This window comes from Cutibacterium sp. LaCa_89 (assembly GCF_058177555.1).
Genome location: NZ_CP190889.1, coordinates 2,156,603 through 2,172,481 on the forward strand (window position 1 = coordinate 2,156,603; position 15,879 = coordinate 2,172,481).

The 15,879-nt window shown below is 63.2% G+C and carries 12 protein-coding genes and 4 tRNA genes; 5 read left to right on the plus strand and 11 right to left on the minus strand.

Annotation, left to right across the window (positions count from 1 at the left end):
* Nucleotides 1–6 precede the first annotated feature (6 nt).
* Nucleotides 7–1,509 (plus strand): patatin-like phospholipase family protein, encoded by a 1,503-nt coding sequence (locus tag ACP8LP_RS09930; RefSeq protein WP_016666164.1) that lies wholly within the window; start codon nucleotides 7–9, stop codon nucleotides 1,507–1,509.
* A gap of 69 nt (nucleotides 1,510–1,578) precedes the next feature.
* Here the strand turns inward: ACP8LP_RS09930 and ACP8LP_RS09935 are convergent, their stop codons facing one another.
* Both ACP8LP_RS09935 and ACP8LP_RS09940 read right to left on the minus strand, forming a co-directional pair.
* Nucleotides 1,579–2,358: an HAD-IIA family hydrolase gene (locus ACP8LP_RS09935; RefSeq protein WP_004809151.1), complete on the minus strand. Its 780-nt coding sequence runs from the start codon at nucleotides 2,356–2,358 to the stop codon at nucleotides 1,579–1,581.
* Between the two features lie 130 nt (nucleotides 2,359–2,488).
* Nucleotides 2,489–2,562, minus strand: a tRNA-Lys gene (locus ACP8LP_RS09940).
* A gap of 466 nt (nucleotides 2,563–3,028) precedes the next feature.
* On the opposite strand from ACP8LP_RS09940, the gene ACP8LP_RS09945 reads away from it, so the two are divergent.
* From ACP8LP_RS09945 to ACP8LP_RS09960, 4 genes are all read left to right on the plus strand, one after another.
* On the plus strand, nucleotides 3,029–4,432 hold the full coding sequence (locus ACP8LP_RS09945) for a C40 family peptidase (protein WP_484483130.1): 1,404 nt from the start codon (nucleotides 3,029–3,031) through the stop codon (nucleotides 4,430–4,432).
* A 163-nt stretch (nucleotides 4,433–4,595) separates the two neighbouring features.
* Nucleotides 4,596–4,668: transfer RNA gene (locus tag ACP8LP_RS09950), tRNA-Glu, on the plus strand.
* Between the two features lie 364 nt (nucleotides 4,669–5,032).
* Nucleotides 5,033–5,106, plus strand: a tRNA-Asp gene (locus tag ACP8LP_RS09955).
* Nucleotides 5,107–5,167: 61 nt separating this feature from the next.
* Nucleotides 5,168–5,241, plus strand: a tRNA-Phe gene (locus tag ACP8LP_RS09960).
* Between the two features lie 463 nt (nucleotides 5,242–5,704).
* Here the strand turns inward: ACP8LP_RS09960 and ACP8LP_RS09965 are convergent.
* The 9 genes from ACP8LP_RS09965 to ACP8LP_RS10005 all read right to left on the minus strand — a co-directional run bounded on the left by ACP8LP_RS09965 (nucleotide 5,705) and on the right by ACP8LP_RS10005 (nucleotide 15,879).
* On the minus strand, nucleotides 5,705–6,631 hold the full coding sequence (locus tag ACP8LP_RS09965; RefSeq protein ID WP_016666167.1) for a carbohydrate ABC transporter permease: 927 nt from the start codon (nucleotides 6,629–6,631) through the stop codon (nucleotides 5,705–5,707).
* Entirely contained in the window at nucleotides 6,631–7,527 is an 897-nt protein-coding gene (locus ACP8LP_RS09970; protein ID WP_016666168.1) for a carbohydrate ABC transporter permease, read from the minus strand. Before ACP8LP_RS09970 ends, ACP8LP_RS09965 begins: the two co-directional genes overlap by 1 nt.
* Before the next feature lie 176 nt (nucleotides 7,528–7,703).
* Nucleotides 7,704–9,011, minus strand: a complete 1,308-nt coding sequence (locus ACP8LP_RS09975) for an ABC transporter substrate-binding protein (RefSeq protein WP_016666169.1) — start codon at nucleotides 9,009–9,011, stop codon at nucleotides 7,704–7,706.
* A 146-nt stretch (nucleotides 9,012–9,157) separates the two neighbouring features.
* Nucleotides 9,158–10,114, minus strand: a complete 957-nt coding sequence (locus tag ACP8LP_RS09980) for an alpha/beta hydrolase (protein WP_016666170.1) — start codon at nucleotides 10,112–10,114, stop codon at nucleotides 9,158–9,160.
* 15 nt (nucleotides 10,115–10,129) lie between these two features.
* Nucleotides 10,130–10,333 carry a DUF3073 domain-containing protein gene (locus ACP8LP_RS09985; RefSeq protein ID WP_023033181.1) on the minus strand — a complete coding sequence of 68 codons (204 nt, stop codon included), beginning with the start codon at nucleotides 10,331–10,333 and terminating at the stop codon, nucleotides 10,130–10,132.
* A gap of 135 nt (nucleotides 10,334–10,468) precedes the next feature.
* The gene (purM, locus tag ACP8LP_RS09990) at nucleotides 10,469–11,536 is read right to left on the minus strand and encodes a phosphoribosylformylglycinamidine cyclo-ligase (RefSeq protein ID WP_016666172.1); all 1,068 of its coding nucleotides are present in this window, start codon (nucleotides 11,534–11,536) and stop codon (nucleotides 10,469–10,471) included.
* A complete protein-coding gene (gene purF / locus ACP8LP_RS09995; RefSeq protein WP_016666173.1) occupies nucleotides 11,533–13,020 on the minus strand; it encodes an amidophosphoribosyltransferase in 1,488 nt (495 codons plus the stop codon). The genes purM and purF overlap by 4 nt, the downstream gene beginning before the upstream one ends.
* 82 nt (nucleotides 13,021–13,102) lie before the next feature.
* Entirely contained in the window at nucleotides 13,103–14,350 is a 1,248-nt protein-coding gene (locus tag ACP8LP_RS10000) for an MFS transporter (RefSeq protein WP_016666174.1), read from the minus strand.
* A gap of 185 nt (nucleotides 14,351–14,535) precedes the next feature.
* Nucleotides 14,536–15,879 (minus strand): dipeptidase, encoded by a 1,344-nt coding sequence (locus ACP8LP_RS10005; protein ID WP_016666175.1) that lies wholly within the window; start codon nucleotides 15,877–15,879, stop codon nucleotides 14,536–14,538.

A 15,879-nucleotide genomic window follows, 5' to 3' on the forward strand; every position in this document is an offset into this window, starting at 1 on the left:
CGAACCATGGAATTCCCCTCATGGCTCGGCATTCCCACTCTCGCCTTCGGGCTCGGAAGCCGGTCCCCCCAGCAGGGGCTCGTCCTCGCTGGGGGCGGGTCCAAGGCCTCCTTCCAGATGGGGGCACTGCGACATCTCTATGACGTCGTCGGCATCGCCCCCACCGCAATGGTGGCGACCTCGGCCGGATCGATCGTGGCCTGCACCCTGGCTCAATGGACGGATCCTGCCAAGCAGGCGGCTGCACTGCGTCATTTGGAAGCGATGTGGCTGGAGATGACCGACCAGTCCGACATGTTCACCCCGCGGGCGTGGTTCGCGAAGCTGTTGGAGAAGGGCCCGGAATGGATGACCCTGCTCAATCGTGAGGCCGCCAAGGCCAAGGGCCCGCGCCCATGGATGAGCCTGCCCTTCCACCGAGGCGGGGAGCAGACGAGGGTCCCCGACCCGGCAGAGCCGGTCGCGGGCCGCGACGACGACCGGCTCACCGGCCAGGCGTGGACTCTGGAGATCGCCACCCGTGACGACCCCATCCCTGCCGACTCCTGGACGCCGGGGGTCATCCTGCAGTTGTTGTCCACCCTGTCGCGGCTGAGCCTGGACGGCGGCGACATTTCCACCATCGTCCGGGGCGCCGAGACCTCCGCGTCGACCTACCGCGCCGGCCCCATCCTCGCCAAGCTTCTCGATCGGGACTTCTTCAAATCAGAGTTGCTGACCACCTCAGGGATGTCGGTCCGCATTGCCACCGTCGCCTTGGAGTCCGGGGAACTGCGCTACATGACCGAGTCCGGAGAGCTCGTCGACCGGGACAACAACCCCATCGGTTCCTCGACCTTCGACGTCTCCCGTGGCGTGCTCGCATCGTGCTCGATTCCTGGGGTGTTCCGTCCGGTCGACCTCGACGGAGAACACTACGTCGACGGCGGTCTGCGGGAGAACGTGCCCGCTGAGATGGCCATCGGTCACCTTGGCGTCACGAACCCATATGTCATCACTTGTTCGCCACAGGGAGCGAGCAGGGAGTCTGATTACGGCTCGCGCAACATGCTTGACCTGGTGACCAGATCGGTGTCGATTCTCACCGACGAGACCGAACGCGACGAGGTCGCTTATGCCCTCAACGCCGGTGCCGTCGTCATCGGCCCGGAATTCTCCGTTCACGACTCCATGACGGTTGATCCTGGTTTGCTACGCATCAACCGGGATTACGGCTGGATGTGCTCGGCCGAGAAGCACGTCAAGGCCAGCTCTGATGACCACGAGCTCATCAAGGATGCGGTTCGCACTCGCGTACGTGGTTGGGAGTTGGAGCAGGCCTGGCTCAAGGAGGAGTCGACCCGCGACGAGATGAACGAGTTGCAGCGCGTCAAGGATCATCTGCGCGACGTCGCGGCTCGAATGTCCATCGACCTGGCCCCCGAGGAGATCGAGACATGGGGATACGTCCTCGAGGGCCACGGGCACCCGGCAGCTCCGGAGGACGTCGTCATCCCCTGGCAGGTGTGAGGACGTTCGGCACGAACGACGCGGCAGCGAACCTGCGGTTCACCGCCATCGCAGTGTCAGATGACCAGCTCAGATGAGCTCGTTAAGGTCCGCCACCGAGTCGAGGATGATGTTCGGGCGGTAGGGGTAGTGGTCAACGTCCTCACGCCTGGTGATGCCCGAGAGCACCAAGACCGTCAGCAGACCAGCCTCCATACCGGCAACCATGTCGGTATCCATACGGTCACCGATCATGGCGGTGGTCTCGGAGTGAGCCTCGATACGGTTCAGGGCAGAGCGGAACATCATCGGGTTCGGCTTTCCGACGATGTACGGCTTGTGCTTCGAGGCAGCCTCGATCATCGACGCGACCGCGCCGGTGGCGGGCAGTGGGCCTTCCTTGGTCGGTCCAGTGGCATCCGGGTTGGTGCAGATGAACCGTGCACCGTCGACGATGAACCGGACGGCCTTGGTGATCGCCTCGAAGGAGTAGGTACGGGTCTCTCCGAGGACGACATAGTCAGGGTCGGTGTCGGTGAGAATGAACCCGGCCTCATGCAAAGCCGTCGTCAACCCTGCCTCACCAATGACGTAGAGGCGGGCACCGGGATGCTGGTCAGCCAGGAAATGCGCGGTCGCGAGCGCAGAGGTCCAGATGTTGTCCTCCGGCACCGTCAGACCCGAAGCTTGCATCCGGGCAGCCAGGTCCCGCGGAGTGAAGATGGAATTGTTGGTCAGGACCAGGAATCGCTTCGAGGTGTCGACCCATCGATTGATGAGATCGCTGGCGCCAGGCACCTCATGGTTCTCGTGGACGAGCACGCCGTCCATGTCGGTCAGCCAGCACTCGATGTCTGCAGGATCTCTCATGAGGCCAAGACTATCGGTGGAGGGCTTGCGCAGGAAGGATGCGGGGCAAAGAGAACCTCTGTGCAGACAGGCGCCATGGGCGCGACACGATGCCCACCACATGGCAACCATCAGATTCGCTGTGAGCCAGTGCCCCCACTGGGACTCGAACCCAGGACCCGCGGATTAAAAGTCCGCTGCTCTAACCAACTGAGCTACGGGGGCTCCCCTAGTGTAGCGACACGCCCATGTCGGTGCGAGGTGGCCGAGGAGCCTGCCGCTGTCCAAGGTCTGTCCAACATGCCTTCCACGAGGCCTGACGATGCCTACTCACAAGCGTCAACCACTACTTCAGAGTTGGCAGAGAATCCTTAGACTCGCCATCCTGCCGACGCCACCCTCCGGCATCCTTGTCAGTACCAACGGCATCATCCCTAGTCAATGCGGATTATGAGACCTTTGACACCTTCCTCAAATCCCAAATAACACCTTTGAGATTCTCAGCTCTTTCTCGGCGTGTCGCGTTGACGTCGACAGAAAATACCTCCAACCGAGTGGACGAAACCGTTTCGGCCGCCTTGAATGTCCTTGTCACGAGAGGCGTTCCTGGTTGGGTCGGTGGACGGATCCGGGGAAGAGTCAGGAGCTCCTCGAATGGAGGCGGGTCCACACGCCGAAAGGAGTCAGTTCCATGGGTGTAGTGCGCCCACTTCGGGCCGGAGTCGCGACTCTGGCCACCGCTGGTCTCGCCATCAGCGGCAGTCAGTTCTTCGCCCCCCAGGCACAAGCCTCCAAGACCGCAGTCATGGCCCGTGTGTCGGCTCGCACCGCCGTCAACATCAGGTCCCAGGCAGGCGTCCACGGAAAGATCCTGGGTGTGCTCGAGAGAGGCCAGCAGCTTAATCAAACCGGCACGCCCGTAAACGGGTGGGTCCCGGTCGCTTACCGCGGCCACACGGCTTACGTTGACCATCACTACCTGTCATCGGTCGCCTGGCGCCCTTCGACCTCAAACCCCTCCGCATCCAGCTCTCCGGTTGGGTTCGCCCAGGCGACGACATACGTCAATGTCCGAGCAGGGCACTCCATGCAGACCACCAAGGTGGGGATGCTCTCCCCCGGCGAGAAGGTCGGCCTCACCGGCCGGACCTCCCAGGGATTCAGCGAGGTCGTCTACAACGGCGTCCATCGCTGGGTGGCTTCCCGTTACCTGAGCACCACCACCGTCAAGCCCACTCCCAAGCCAGCACCAAAACCAGCCCAAACCACGACCGTCTACACGACCGCCAACCTCAACCTGCGCAACGGCGCATCAATGAGCGCCTCGGTCGCCACCACCGTGTCTCGCGGCACCGCCCTCACCACCACCGGACGCACCACTGGCATCTGGACACAGGTCAACTACCACGGCCACAACCTGTGGGCCTCCAGAACGTACCTCACCACCACCAACCCAGCACCCAAACCCAAGCCCACACCAAAACCAGCCCAAACCACGACCATCTACACGACCGCCAACCTCAACCTGCGCAACGGCGCATCAATGAGCGCCTCGGTCGCCACCACCGTGTCTCGCGGCACCGCCCTCACCACCACCGGACGCACCACTGGCATCTGGACACAGGTCAACTACCACGGCCACAACCTGTGGGCCTCCAGCACGTACCTCACCACCACCAACCCAGCACCCAAACCAACACCCACGCCCAGGCCCGCGCCCAGCCCTTCAGTTTCACCCAGTAGCGCCCGGGCCGCCATTGTCAACTACGCCAAAGCGCAGGTGGGTAAGGCCTACATCTGGGGAGGCGAAGGTCCAAACGGCTTCGATTGCTCCGGCCTGGTGTTGAAGGCATACCAGCAGGCTGGAATCTATCTGCCTCACTACTCAGGGTCGCAGATCGCGCGTGGCCATCGCATTTCCTTGGACGAGATCCAGCCAGGAGACCTCCTTGCCAAACCAGGCGGTGGTCACATCGCCATCTACGTCGGTAACGGGCAGATAGTGGAAGCAGCGAATCCACGTGCTGGAGTGCGCCTCACCTCTATCTACTCCTCGTTGTACCCACTTCGCATTGATTCGGACATCCTCGACTGAGCCACCACCACGCCGGCAACCCTCAAAGGGGTTGCCGGCGTGTGTAATTTCTGGCGTGCCGGGACTCCGGCGGTCAGACTTTCGAGCCGCCGATTTCTCGCCTGTGATGTGACCTAGATATGATGGTCCAGTTCGGCGGTCGCCATTGGTGCGCATCCGCTGAGTCCCGGTCGTCCAGAGGCCTAGGACACCGCCCTTTCAAGGCGGCAACGCGGGTTCGAATCCCGTCCGGGATACAAATCCAGAGCCCTGTACCGAATTCGGTACAGGGCCTTTTCATGCTCTACGGACGTCTTCTCACGTGACCACACTCCCTATCGCACCCCACCTCCCTCCTCTCCCAGGCTGTCGAAGTCCTCGACGCCGTCTGGACATCCACTATCTCTAAGTCCATTCGCACCACCTCCACCCCGAAAGCATTTCGTTGTGTTCATCCAGAGTGAACACAACAGCACTGCAGACAGCACCCCAGGGAGCAAGTAACACCCCTAGTCACAGCGTCTTTGAACCCCAATCCCGGACTCGATTTCCCTTCCACCCCAAAACCTTGCTATATTTTTCGAGCTGCCTGAGGCAGCGGTCAGGGCTCGAAAGAGCCAAGGCCCCGTAGCGCAGTTGGTTAGCGCGCCGCCCTGTCACGGCGGAGGTCGTGGGTTCAAGTCCCATCGGGGTCGCTGAAGCGGTGATGAGTTCATCACCGCTTTCGTGTTCATGAGACATTTGCATGGACACGATGGCCGGGTAGCTCAGTTGGTAGCAGCGTTCGCCTGAAAAGTGAAAGGTCACCGGTTCGACCCCGGTCCCGGCCACCCCGAAGAACATTCTGTAATGCTGCAGACCGCTCAGCTTCCGCCTGATCCTTCATACAAGTCATATCTTGACTGACTCTGTGACCTCACAGCTTCCCTGCCAGGATCCTCGGCGCCAACCCCATCGGATTGCGCCCAGCGGGTTCAATGTCGTCCACGAAGGCGGCTCAGGAACCTCGACGACGGTGAATCTCATCGGTTCTGGGCAACTACTACGTCGCTCTTCCCCCCAGCGTCGTCTCTGGCCTCCAGCATTCGAAGTCCTCGGCAGGGCCCGATCCCGAACTCGTGGCCAAGAGCATCTACCGCTACCACTTCAGATCCAGCGCTGATGGCCCCATTCAAGGTTTGACAGCCCGGAGAGACCGCGAGTCATGGAACGTGCACGTTCAACAAGTCGAAGGGGGCAGGCGATAATCTCGCCTGCCCCTCGTCATATCCCCCAGGAGGATACGTCAGCGAATCACTTCACCGATCCACTCATGAGACCGGACACGAAGTACTTGCCCAGGGCGATGTACACCAGCAGGGTCGGCAGGCAGGCGACGAGCACGCCAGCCATGATCTGCGGGTAGTTCGGGTTCTGCCCGGACGCCAGGGCGTTCAGACCGAAGGTGACCGGACCATTGTTCTGGTTCGTCAGGAACAGCGCGAAGAGGAAGTCATTCCATGCGCTGGTGAACTGCCAGATGAGGGTCACGACGAAGCCGGGAATCGACACCGGAAGGACGATCTTGGCGTAGGTCGAGATCGTAGCGGCACCGTCCACACGAGCCGCCTCAATGATCTCCGAGGGCACTGCGGTGGCGTAGTAGTTGCGGAAGATCAGCGTGCAGATCGGGATGCCGTAGACAACGTGACACAAGATCAGGGTGGGAATACCGGCGAACCACGGAGCTCCCTGCTGAATGTCCAGCATCATGCCCGACAACGGGATCATGATGGCCTGGTAGGGAATGAACATTCCGAACAGGAAGAGCACGAAGATGACGTGGGATCCAGGGAACTTCCACTTCGCGAAGACGTAACCATTCAAGGATCCCAGAATGGCCGAGAGGATGGCTGCCAGCACAGCCATGACGAGGGACCGTCCCATGGCAGGAGCCAAGGCGTCCCACGCGGCCTGCCAGCCGCCCACGGACCACACTCGAGGCAACTTCCACGCCGTTGACTGATCGTAGCCAGATGGCGTCTTGAAACTCGTCACGAGCAGGGCGTAGGCGGGAGCGAGAACGAGTACTGCGAAGAACACCAGAAGGACGTAGCGGACCGCACCCATGGTCTTCTGGGCAGGGGTGCGACGGCGACGACGCTTCGGCATGTCGGTGAGGGCGTCACCGGGCGGGGTGGGAGGCACGCTGGCCTCACCCGGAAGCACTGTGGTGGTCATCAGCGTCCTCCCTTCTCGGTGCGGTTGGTGTAGATCAGGTAAGGCACGACGACCACGGCCACGATGACCAACAGGATCGTCGCGTTGGCGGCGGCTGCCGTCGGGTTGTTGAGCTGGAACATCTGGGTCCACATCAAGGTGGCAGGCACCTCAGCCGTGTAGGAGCTCTGGCCGGCAATGGCGTAGATGAGGTCGAACATCTTCATCGACATGTGCCCAACGATGATGAGGGCACTCAGGGCAATTGGCGAGAGCTGCGGGAACAGCACATTCCAGTAGAGCTTGAACTCGGAGGCTCCGTCGACCCGTGCCGCCTCGCGCTGGTCCTCGGAGATGCCACGGAACCCAGCCAGGAAGAGAGCCATGATGTAGCCCGATAGCTGCCAGATCGCCGGGACGGCCATGGCAGCCATGTTGAACTTCCCGGACGAGTACCACGACGACTGCAAGCCGGGCATCCCCAGGTGGACGAAGAGCTGGTTGAGACCGGTGGCCTGACCATCTTTGGCCGGAGAGAGCAGCCACCGCCAGATGACTCCGGCAGCCACGAATGAGACGGCCATCGGGAACAGGAACACCGACCGGAAGAAGCCCTCACCGGTGACGCCCTTTTCCAACAGGAGAGCCCACAAGAGGCCGAAGATCATGGTTCCGGCAACGAAGACCACCGTCAGGACCAAGAGGTTCCACATGGCGTGCTGGTAGCGGTTATCGGCCAACAACTGGGAGTAGTTCTCCCAGCCACCGGGCGCCTTGATGCGTCCCGACTTGGTCTTGACCCGAATCAGCGAAGTGAAGACGGTCTTTCCGATGAAGTCGTAGACGAAGATACCGACGAGGATGATTGACGGCAGTACGAGGAGAAAGCTCGGAAGCCAGCGTCTCACTCTTTTCATGATGAATTCTCCCGGGTTCTGGGGGGTGACAAGTACGACACAGTGCCCTGAAGGCGTGCACGGACTCCCGACGCCGTCTCACCACCAGCACGACGAGATGTCAGGAGCAGCGCCTCCGGCGTGGCGCGGGGCCGGGCAAGCACGGGCCCCACACCAGTCGCGCCAGAATCAGACGGTCAATTGCCGTACTTGTCGTGTGCGGCCGCCAGCGAGGAGGCCAGGTTGTCGGTGTTCTTGTCCTGGTAGAACTTGCTCATCGCGGTGTTGATCTCGGAGCTCCAGGCCAACGAGACAGCAGCACCGTGAGCGATCGAGGAGACGATCGGCAGGTCCTTGAAGTCCTTCATAGCGTCCTGCTGGTACTTGCTGAATCCGTCCGGCTTGACATCGGTACGGGCCGGGATGGATCCCTTGATCTTGTTGAAGGACTCCTGGGCCTCGGCGGAACCGACGAAGCGCAACCAGTCCTTGGTGGCCTCGGAGTTCTTGGTGCCGGTTGGCAGGGTGAAGGAGTCGGCCAGGAAGTCGTAGACGATCTCCTTGCCAGGCACCGCGAAGGCGGTGTAGTCGGTGCCGTACTTCTTGCCCTTCATGTCGAACTCGGCGACGGCCCAGTCACCCATGACGTTGTAGGCAGCCTTCCCAGAAGCAACCATGTCGGTCGCGGCCGGCCAGTCGTCACCGTCGGAGGCGGTGTTGGTGAAGGTGAGAACCTTCTTGTAATCCTCGATGGCGGTCTTGACCTCGGGGCTGTCCCACTTGCCGTCCGGGGTGAACAGCTTGTTGTAGCCGTCGGCACCCAGATCAGCAGCCAGGATGGATTCGAAGAGCTCGGTCTGGGTCCAGGTGCCACCAACCGACAGCGGGGTGGCGACGCCGGAGGCCTTGACCTTCTCCATGTCGGCAATCCAGCCCTTGACGTCCGTCGGAGTCTTGGTGATGCCAGCCTTCTTGAGCAGAGCTGAGTTGGCCCACACGACATTGGCGCGATGGATGTCGACCGGCACCGAGTAGATGTGGCCGTCAACGGTCAGCCGATCGGTGAGGGTCTTCGGGAAGACCGACTCCCCACCGAGCTCCTTGATGATGCCGTCGACGGGCTCGATCTGTTCGTTGTCGATATAGTCGGTCAGCTCAGCACCGGCGTGCCCCTGGAAGGAGCCCGGAGGGTTGCCGTTCTTGAGGTCGGAAGCCAGCTTGGCCTTGGCGTTCGAGCCAGATCCGCCCGCGACGGCCAGATTCTTGAACTTGTCGTTCGGATACTTCTCGGCGAACATCTTCTCGAGGGCGTCGAGACCCTTCGCCTCGGAGCCGTCGGCCCACCAGGTGAATACGCCGACCTCGCCGCCGGCTCCGCCTGCCTTCGGGGTTGACGAGGACGTCGTCGACTCCCTGCTCCCGCTCTCGTCAGTCGTGGTCGAGCTGCAGCCGGCCAGGACGAGCATCGATGCCGTCGCAAGGGCTGCGATCTTCTTCGCGTACATTCCAAACCTCCGTGTGGTTCGGTCAGACCCCATCCCCCGGCCTCAGTGCCGCGGAGTTGATCTGCACCTGCTGGACGACGGTGCCCAGCAAGGGAAGTTTGACACAAAAATGTTAACGACGCTCAAAAACTGGTGGATGTGAGATTTCACGCTAAATATGCGCACACCCACCGCTCTATCTCCGCAAAAACGTTGGCTCGCACTGACGGCGCGGAAAGCACCACGTCGTGCAGCCCACCCCGGACACGGACCAAGGTGAGATGGCGTCCCAAATTGACCGAGGCACGAGCCAACCTCTCGACATCGAGAACGGTGTCGGCTGACCTCATGGACGGCTTCCAGGTCGCAGACAGGTCGCTGCGATCCGAGATCAGCACCAACATCGGGACGTCTATGTGAAGCCCTTGGGCCACCGCCTGATGGCCGTCAAGAATGGCAGCCAACCAGCCGGCACGAATAACGAATGGTGCCCAGGGCGGGTTCTTCACCTCGGGCACATCCCATTCCCCGCCAAATTCACGACGGATGGTGCGGCCGAAGTTGTCCCGTGATGGAATGGGCAGCACTGTGGTGGGCTCCGCGATGCGCACTGACCGGGCCAGCGGTCCAGCCAGAGCCCTGGCGAGGAATGACCCCTGCAGATCGATCCACGGGGAGTTGAGGATGACCCCGTCGACACGTCCCGGATGGCGTGAGACCCACAAAGGTACAGTGAGCCCTCCGGTGGAGTGGCCCATCATCGTCACCGAGTCGTGGTCAGCGCGCAGCAATGACACCGCTGCACTGATTTCCTCGTCGTACTCGGCGAGATCACGCACCCAACCAGCCATCTGGCCAGGGACAAGGTTCCGTCCGTACCGACGCAAGTCGAGACCGAGGAAGTCATATCCCCAGCCCTCCACCGCCTCGGCAAGATGGGCCTGGTAGAAGCAATCTGACCAGCCGTGAACGTACAGCATTGCGCGGCCATGACGTGGCTCACGACGACGCACCACACAGGCAGTCAGGAGTCCGTCGGGGTCGCCGACAGACTTGGCTGCATGTGGGAGCCCGATCCGGGCATATTCAAACCCGTCGATCAGGGGGTCGTTGAGCCACCTCACGGTCGCGTTACCGGCTCAGTCGTCCTCGCCGTAGTGGGCGTACTTCTCGGCAAGATCCGCGTACTCGTCAGACAGGCCGTCCTCGTCATGAGGATCTTCCTGCTGACGATTGTCGCCTCTTAGCTCTCGCTCCAGTGACTCGAGATCCATGTTCACCGAGCGATACTTCAGATCGCGGGCAACCTTGGTCTGTTTCGCCTTTGCACGGCCGCGCCCCATGTGGGTCGACCCCCTCGCTTCATCAATAGCGGCTTTGCCGCCCAAAATCATCAACTGTCGTGGGGCACAGGCTACCCGAGCGATGACCCTGGTACCAAAGTGGGCCACCGCAAGATTCATTTCCGGGCGAACGGTCTAGCCGCGAGAATGGCTCGAAACCAGCACCGCCCCCGGTTCGTCGGGTCCGCCACGACGGGAAACATGACCGCATTGCCATGCGAAAAGACCGCGACCAGCAAGCACCTCGATCGCTTCGGAGATGTTCGCCTCTGGCATGACGACGACCATTCCAACGCCCATGTTGAGAGTTGCCTCGATATCAGGTTGCGAGACGTCGCCCACCTGCTGGACGAGGGTGAAGATCGGAGCAGGAGTCCATGTCGACCGGTCAACAGTCGCGACGAGGTCGTCGGGAAGGACGCGGGCGAGGTTGTTGGCCAGTCCCCCGCCTGTGACGTGGCTCATCGCGTGCACCTCGACCTGACGGATGAGGGCCAGCAGGTCGGATGCATAGACGGTGGTGGGCTCCAGCAATTCCTCGCCGAGGGTGCGTCCCAGTTCGTCGACGTGACGATCAAGGGTCCAACCGGCGTCGGCCAGCAACACCTTGCGGACCAGCGAGTAGCCGTTGGAGTGCAGCCCCGAGGAGGCCACCGCCAGCAGGACGTCACCCTCCTGGACCCGCTGCGGGCCGAGGATCTCGTCGTACTCGACGGCCCCGGTGGTGGCACCTGCGACGTCGTACTCCTCGGGGGCCAGCAGGCCGGGATGCTCGGCTGTCTCGCCGCCGAGCAGTGAGCAGCCCGCCTTGGCGCAAGCTGCAGCGATGCCCTTGACGACATTCGCGATCCGGTCCGGATCGACGCGACCACAGGCGATGTAGTCGGTGACGAACCACGGCTCCGCACCCACCACGACGAGATCGTCGACGAGCATGCCGACCAGGTCGAAGCCAATGGTGTCGTGGACGTCCATGGCCTGGGCGATGGCGACCTTGGTACCGACACCGTCAGTGGAGGTGGCCAGCACCGGATGACGGTACTTCCCCAGCGCAGAGGCGTCGAAGAAACCAGCAAAGCCGCCCAGGCCGCCGAGAACCTCCGGACGACGAGTGGCGGCCACGTGGGCCTTCATGAGATCGACGGCACGCTCACCGGCCTCGATGTCGACGCCGGCACGGGCGTACGCGGACTCGTTGCTCACTGCTTCTCCTCATTGGGATCGGTATGGGTGGCATCGGCGACGACGTCTCGTGCGGATGCAGGCACCTGCACAGGGTAGACACCGTCGAAACAGGCCCGGCAAAGGTTGTCGGCATCGACGTGGGTGGCTCGGACGAGACCCTCCAGGCTGACATAGCCCAGCGAATCAGCGCCGATGGATCGGCAGATGTCCTCGACCTCCAGACCAGGGGCGATGAGCTGGGCACGGGTGGCGAAGTCGATGCCGTAGAAGCAGGGCCATTCCACCGGCGGGGAGGATATGCGCACGTGCACCTCGGCGGCTCCTGCCTCGCGCAACATCCGGACGAGCTGTCGCTGGGTGTTGCCGCGCACGATGGAGTCGTCGACGACGACGATGCGGCGTCCCTCGATGACGTCACGCAGCGGGTTGAGCTTGAGACGGATGCCAAGGTTGCGCAGGGTCTGGGAGGGCTGGATGAAGGTTCTGCCGACATAGGAGTTCTTGACCAGACCCATGCCGTAGGGGATGCCGGACTCGTCGGCGAAGCCGATGGCAGCCGGGGTGCCGGACTCGGGTACCGGGATGACGAGGTCGGCGTCGACGGGGTGTTCCTGGGCCAAGATCTTGCCGATCTTGACACGGACGTTGTGAATGCGCCGTCCGGCAATGACGGTGTCAGGACGGGCCAGGTAGACGTACTCGAAGATGCAGCCCTTGGGACGGGCCTCGGCGAAGTGACTGGTGCGAAGACCGGCGGCGTCGATGGCGATCATCTCACCGGGCTCGATCTCGCGGACGAAGGTGCCGCCGACGATGTCGATGGCAGCAGTTTCGGAGGCGACCACCCATCCGCTGGAGAGGCGACCCAGCACGAGCGGCCTGATACCCTGCGGGTCGCGGGCGGCACACAGGGTGTGGTCATCCATGAAGACGAGGCTGAAGGCCCCCTTGAGGTGGGGCAGCACCTGGGCGGCGACCTCTTCGAGGGTGCCGTCGTAGGTCGTCATGAGGGCGGTGACCAGCGAGGTGTCGTTGCTGGAGTCCATCCGGTCCTTGTGAGGAACATCGGTGTTCGGCGCGCGCTCGACGATGAGGGCCTCGAGGGCGTCGGTGTTGGTGAGGTTGCCGTTGTGAGCCAGGGCGAGACCGCCACCCCCCTGACGAGAGCGGAAGGTCGGCTGAGCGTTGTCCCAGACGCTCGCACCTGTCGTCGAGTATCGGGTGTGCCCGACGGCCATGTGGCCCCGGAGGGAGTTGAGGGTGGCCTCGTCGAAGACCTGGGAGACCAGTCCCATGTCCTTGAAGACCATCATTCGGCGACCGTCCGACACCGCCATGCCAGCGGATTCCTGGCCTCGGTGTTGCAGGGCGTACATGCCGAAATAGGTGAGTTTGGACACCTCCTCACCAGGGGCATAGATCCCGATGACGCCACAGGCGTCCTGGGGCCCGTGGTCCTGGGGGTCGAGGTCTGCGGTAAGCCTTCCGTCTGCGCGCGGCACGAGGCCACGGTATCGCACACTGGCCGATGGTGACTGTGGAACAGGTTTCAGGAGCGTCGGGGCAGCCCGTCAGGAGCAGGCTTCAGCCCCCGACCGGGGTCACCTTCCGGGCCACCAGGACGGCCAACAGGGTCGCCGCGACAGCGACGCCGAACGTCACCGCATAGGCCGGCGTGGCACCTCCCCGATCGGCGAGACGTCCGGCCATCGTCGTCCCGAAGGCATAACCGAGGCTGTTCACGGCCGCCATGAGGGTCATGACGGTACCGATCCGTCCGGCGGACGCCGAGCGCTCCGCGACGCTGTAGAGGGTGATCATGTACGGCGCCGCAGCCATGCCGAGGACGATCAGGGCCGGGACCAGCGGACCGAGGTGATGGACGACGAGCAGCGGGGCTGCGAACACCGCCAGCCCCAGAGCGAAGAGCTTCCACCTTGCGACGAGGTCGAGGCGTCTGGCCAACCTCGGCAGGGCCAGACCGGCAGCCGCACTGCCGACCGACAACAGGGCGTGCAGCAGGCCCGCCAGACCAGGCCGCCCCGCCTCCGTGGCAAGACTGGTGGTTCCGGTCTGGACGGACCCGAAGACCATGCCCATGAAGATCATGCCGACGCAGGTGGCCAGCACACCAGCAGTGAGCAACGGGCCGGGAGCACGACGCTCCAACGGGGTCGAGACCCCCGGACGGTCGGTCCCGCCACGGTGCCCCTCGACGAGCTTTGACGTCGGGTCCAGGGCGAACCAACTGCCCAGCACCAACAACATGGAGCCGGCGACGAGGAGGCCAGGGACGGGGCCCGCAAGCACCGCGAGGATTCCGACCAAGGCCGGTCCGAGGGCGAAGGCGGCCTCGTCAACGGATCCCTCCCACGCGAAGGAGGTCTCCAGCACCCCTGCCTCGATGTTGGGATTCGCCGCTCCCATGGCCCGCCAGCGAACTCTCGCCATGGTGCCGATCTGAGGCATGAAGAATCCCGCGACACCTCCGATGGTGGCCACGATTGGCCAGGTGGCTCCCATCTCGGCAGCCATTCCTTCGGCGATCAGAGCGAATCCACCGACCAAGGACTGCACCAACAGCACTGTGCGCTGACCGTGACGGTCGGTCAGGGCGCCGAAGATGGGAGAGCCGACGGCGATGGCCAGGGCCACGATGCCCGCGGCCAGACCACCAGGGCCCAGTCGTCCTGCCACCTGCGGACTGGAGACGAGCAACAGGGTGCCCAACTGGCTCATCGCCAGGGGCAGACGAGCCAGGGCGGAGACGGTAACGAAAGTGCCGCCTGGCAGGGAGAACAGAGTTCGGTAGCTCACAGAGCCGGACGACATGGGCAGGCCTCTCGATGACGGGAACAACTGGCTGTCCGCGTCTGCCCACCCTTCTGACGCGAGCCCCGGTGACCGTCACTCGGACGGGAGATGGTTCCGTCGGACGTCCCAGGCCCTGCTGACCGGCACAGCGGACAGCAGGGCCATTCTACGCGGAAAGGCCTTTCGGTGGAACTCGCGCCAGCTCACTCCGCCAGGCCGGCGAGCATGAGTGCCTCGGTGAGGATGGCCTTGCGGAAGTCACCCAGGTGCAGGGACTCGTCGATGCCATGCATGCGCGACTCCGGATCGGTGACGGCCGTCACGAGGACGGTCGCCTGCGGGAACGCATTCTGCAGGTCGGTCACAAGGGGAATGGCGCCGCCGGTACCCATCTCGACGGGCTCCTGGCCCCAGGCCAGCTTGAAGGCCTCGTTGACAACCTCGGCCCGCTTCCCGGTGAAGGGGACGATGCCCGGTTGACCGAGCTGACCACGGGTCACCTTGACGTGGGCGCCGAACTCGACGTGGGTCTCCAGATGCTTGACGAGAGCCTCCATGGCCTCGCCGGCGTCCTGGCCAGGAGCGACGCGCAGGCTGATCTTGGCGCGAGCGGTTGCCGGCAGGATGTTGATGGCGTCCTTGACCGGGGTGGCGTCGATGGCGATGACGGTGACCGACGGCTTGGTCCACATCTTCTCAACGGCGCGTCCCCGGCCGACCCACTGGACTCCGTCCAGCACGCCGGTCTCCTCGCGCAGACGATCCTCCGGGTAGTCCAGCTCCGGGCCGGTGAATCCCTTGAGGCCGTCGACGGTAACCTCACCAGTCTCGTCATGCATGGTCGCGATGAGACGGCACAGGGTCGTCAGGGCGTCGGGGACGATGCCACCGAACTGGCCGGAGTGCAGCGCGTGGTCGAGGGTGGAGACCTCCACGACGCAGTCGACGACGCCACGCAGGGTGGTCGTCAGGGAGGGCACGCCCTGGGTCCAGTTGACCGAATCGGCGACGACGATGACGTCGGCGGCTAGCTCGTCCTTGTGCTCGGCGATGATGGCCTCCATAGAAGCCGAGCCGATCTCCTCCTCGCCCTCGACGAAGAGGGTGACGCCGACTGGGGGCTTGCCGTCGAAGGCACGAATGGCAGCCAGATGGGCGGCAACGCCACCTTTGTCGTCGGCGGTGCCACGACCATAGAGACGCTCACCTTTGGCGGTGGCGACGAAGGGTTCGGTGTGCCACTCATCAAGGTTGCCGGTGGGTTGGACGTCACCGTGGGAGTACAGCAGGACAGTGGGCATACCCTCAGGCGCCGGCCAGTGGGCGATGACAGCGGGAAGGCCGTCGTTCTCCGTGACGACGGTGACGTCGGCGGCACCAGCCTCCTTAGCAGCGGCCGCAACGAACTCGGCTCCAGACCTCACGTCGTCGGGCCGCTGGGAACTAACCGACCGGACTGCCACGTGGCGGGTGAGTTGCTCAACGGCATCGGCAAAACCAGAATCAACCTTGGCTGACAGGTTCTTGAAAGTATGAGAAAGATCCAT

Bases quoted from the DNA above. Each gene is read 5' to 3' on its own strand.
- ACP8LP_RS09930 (WP_016666164.1), top strand. From the start codon at position 7: ATGGAATTCCCCTCATGGCTCGGCATTCCCACTCTCGCCTTCGGGCTC.
- ACP8LP_RS09935 (WP_004809151.1), bottom strand. From the start codon at position 2,358: ATGAGAGATCCTGCAGACATCGAGTGCTGGCTGACCGACATGGACGGC.
- ACP8LP_RS09945 (WP_484483130.1), top strand. From the start codon at position 3,029: ATGGGTGTAGTGCGCCCACTTCGGGCCGGAGTCGCGACTCTGGCCACC.
- ACP8LP_RS09965 (WP_016666167.1), bottom strand. From the start codon at position 6,631: ATGACCACCACAGTGCTTCCGGGTGAGGCCAGCGTGCCTCCCACCCCG.
- ACP8LP_RS09970 (WP_016666168.1), bottom strand. From the start codon at position 7,527: ATGAAAAGAGTGAGACGCTGGCTTCCGAGCTTTCTCCTCGTACTGCCG.
- ACP8LP_RS09975 (WP_016666169.1), bottom strand. From the start codon at position 9,011: ATGTACGCGAAGAAGATCGCAGCCCTTGCGACGGCATCGATGCTCGTC.
- ACP8LP_RS09985 (WP_023033181.1), bottom strand. From the start codon at position 10,333: ATGGGGCGCGGCCGTGCAAAGGCGAAACAGACCAAGGTTGCCCGCGAT.
- ACP8LP_RS10000 (WP_016666174.1), bottom strand. From the start codon at position 14,350: ATGTCGTCCGGCTCTGTGAGCTACCGAACTCTGTTCTCCCTGCCAGGC.
- ACP8LP_RS10005 (WP_016666175.1), bottom strand. From the start codon at position 15,879: ATGGATCTTTCTCATACTTTCAAGAACCTGTCAGCCAAGGTTGATTCT.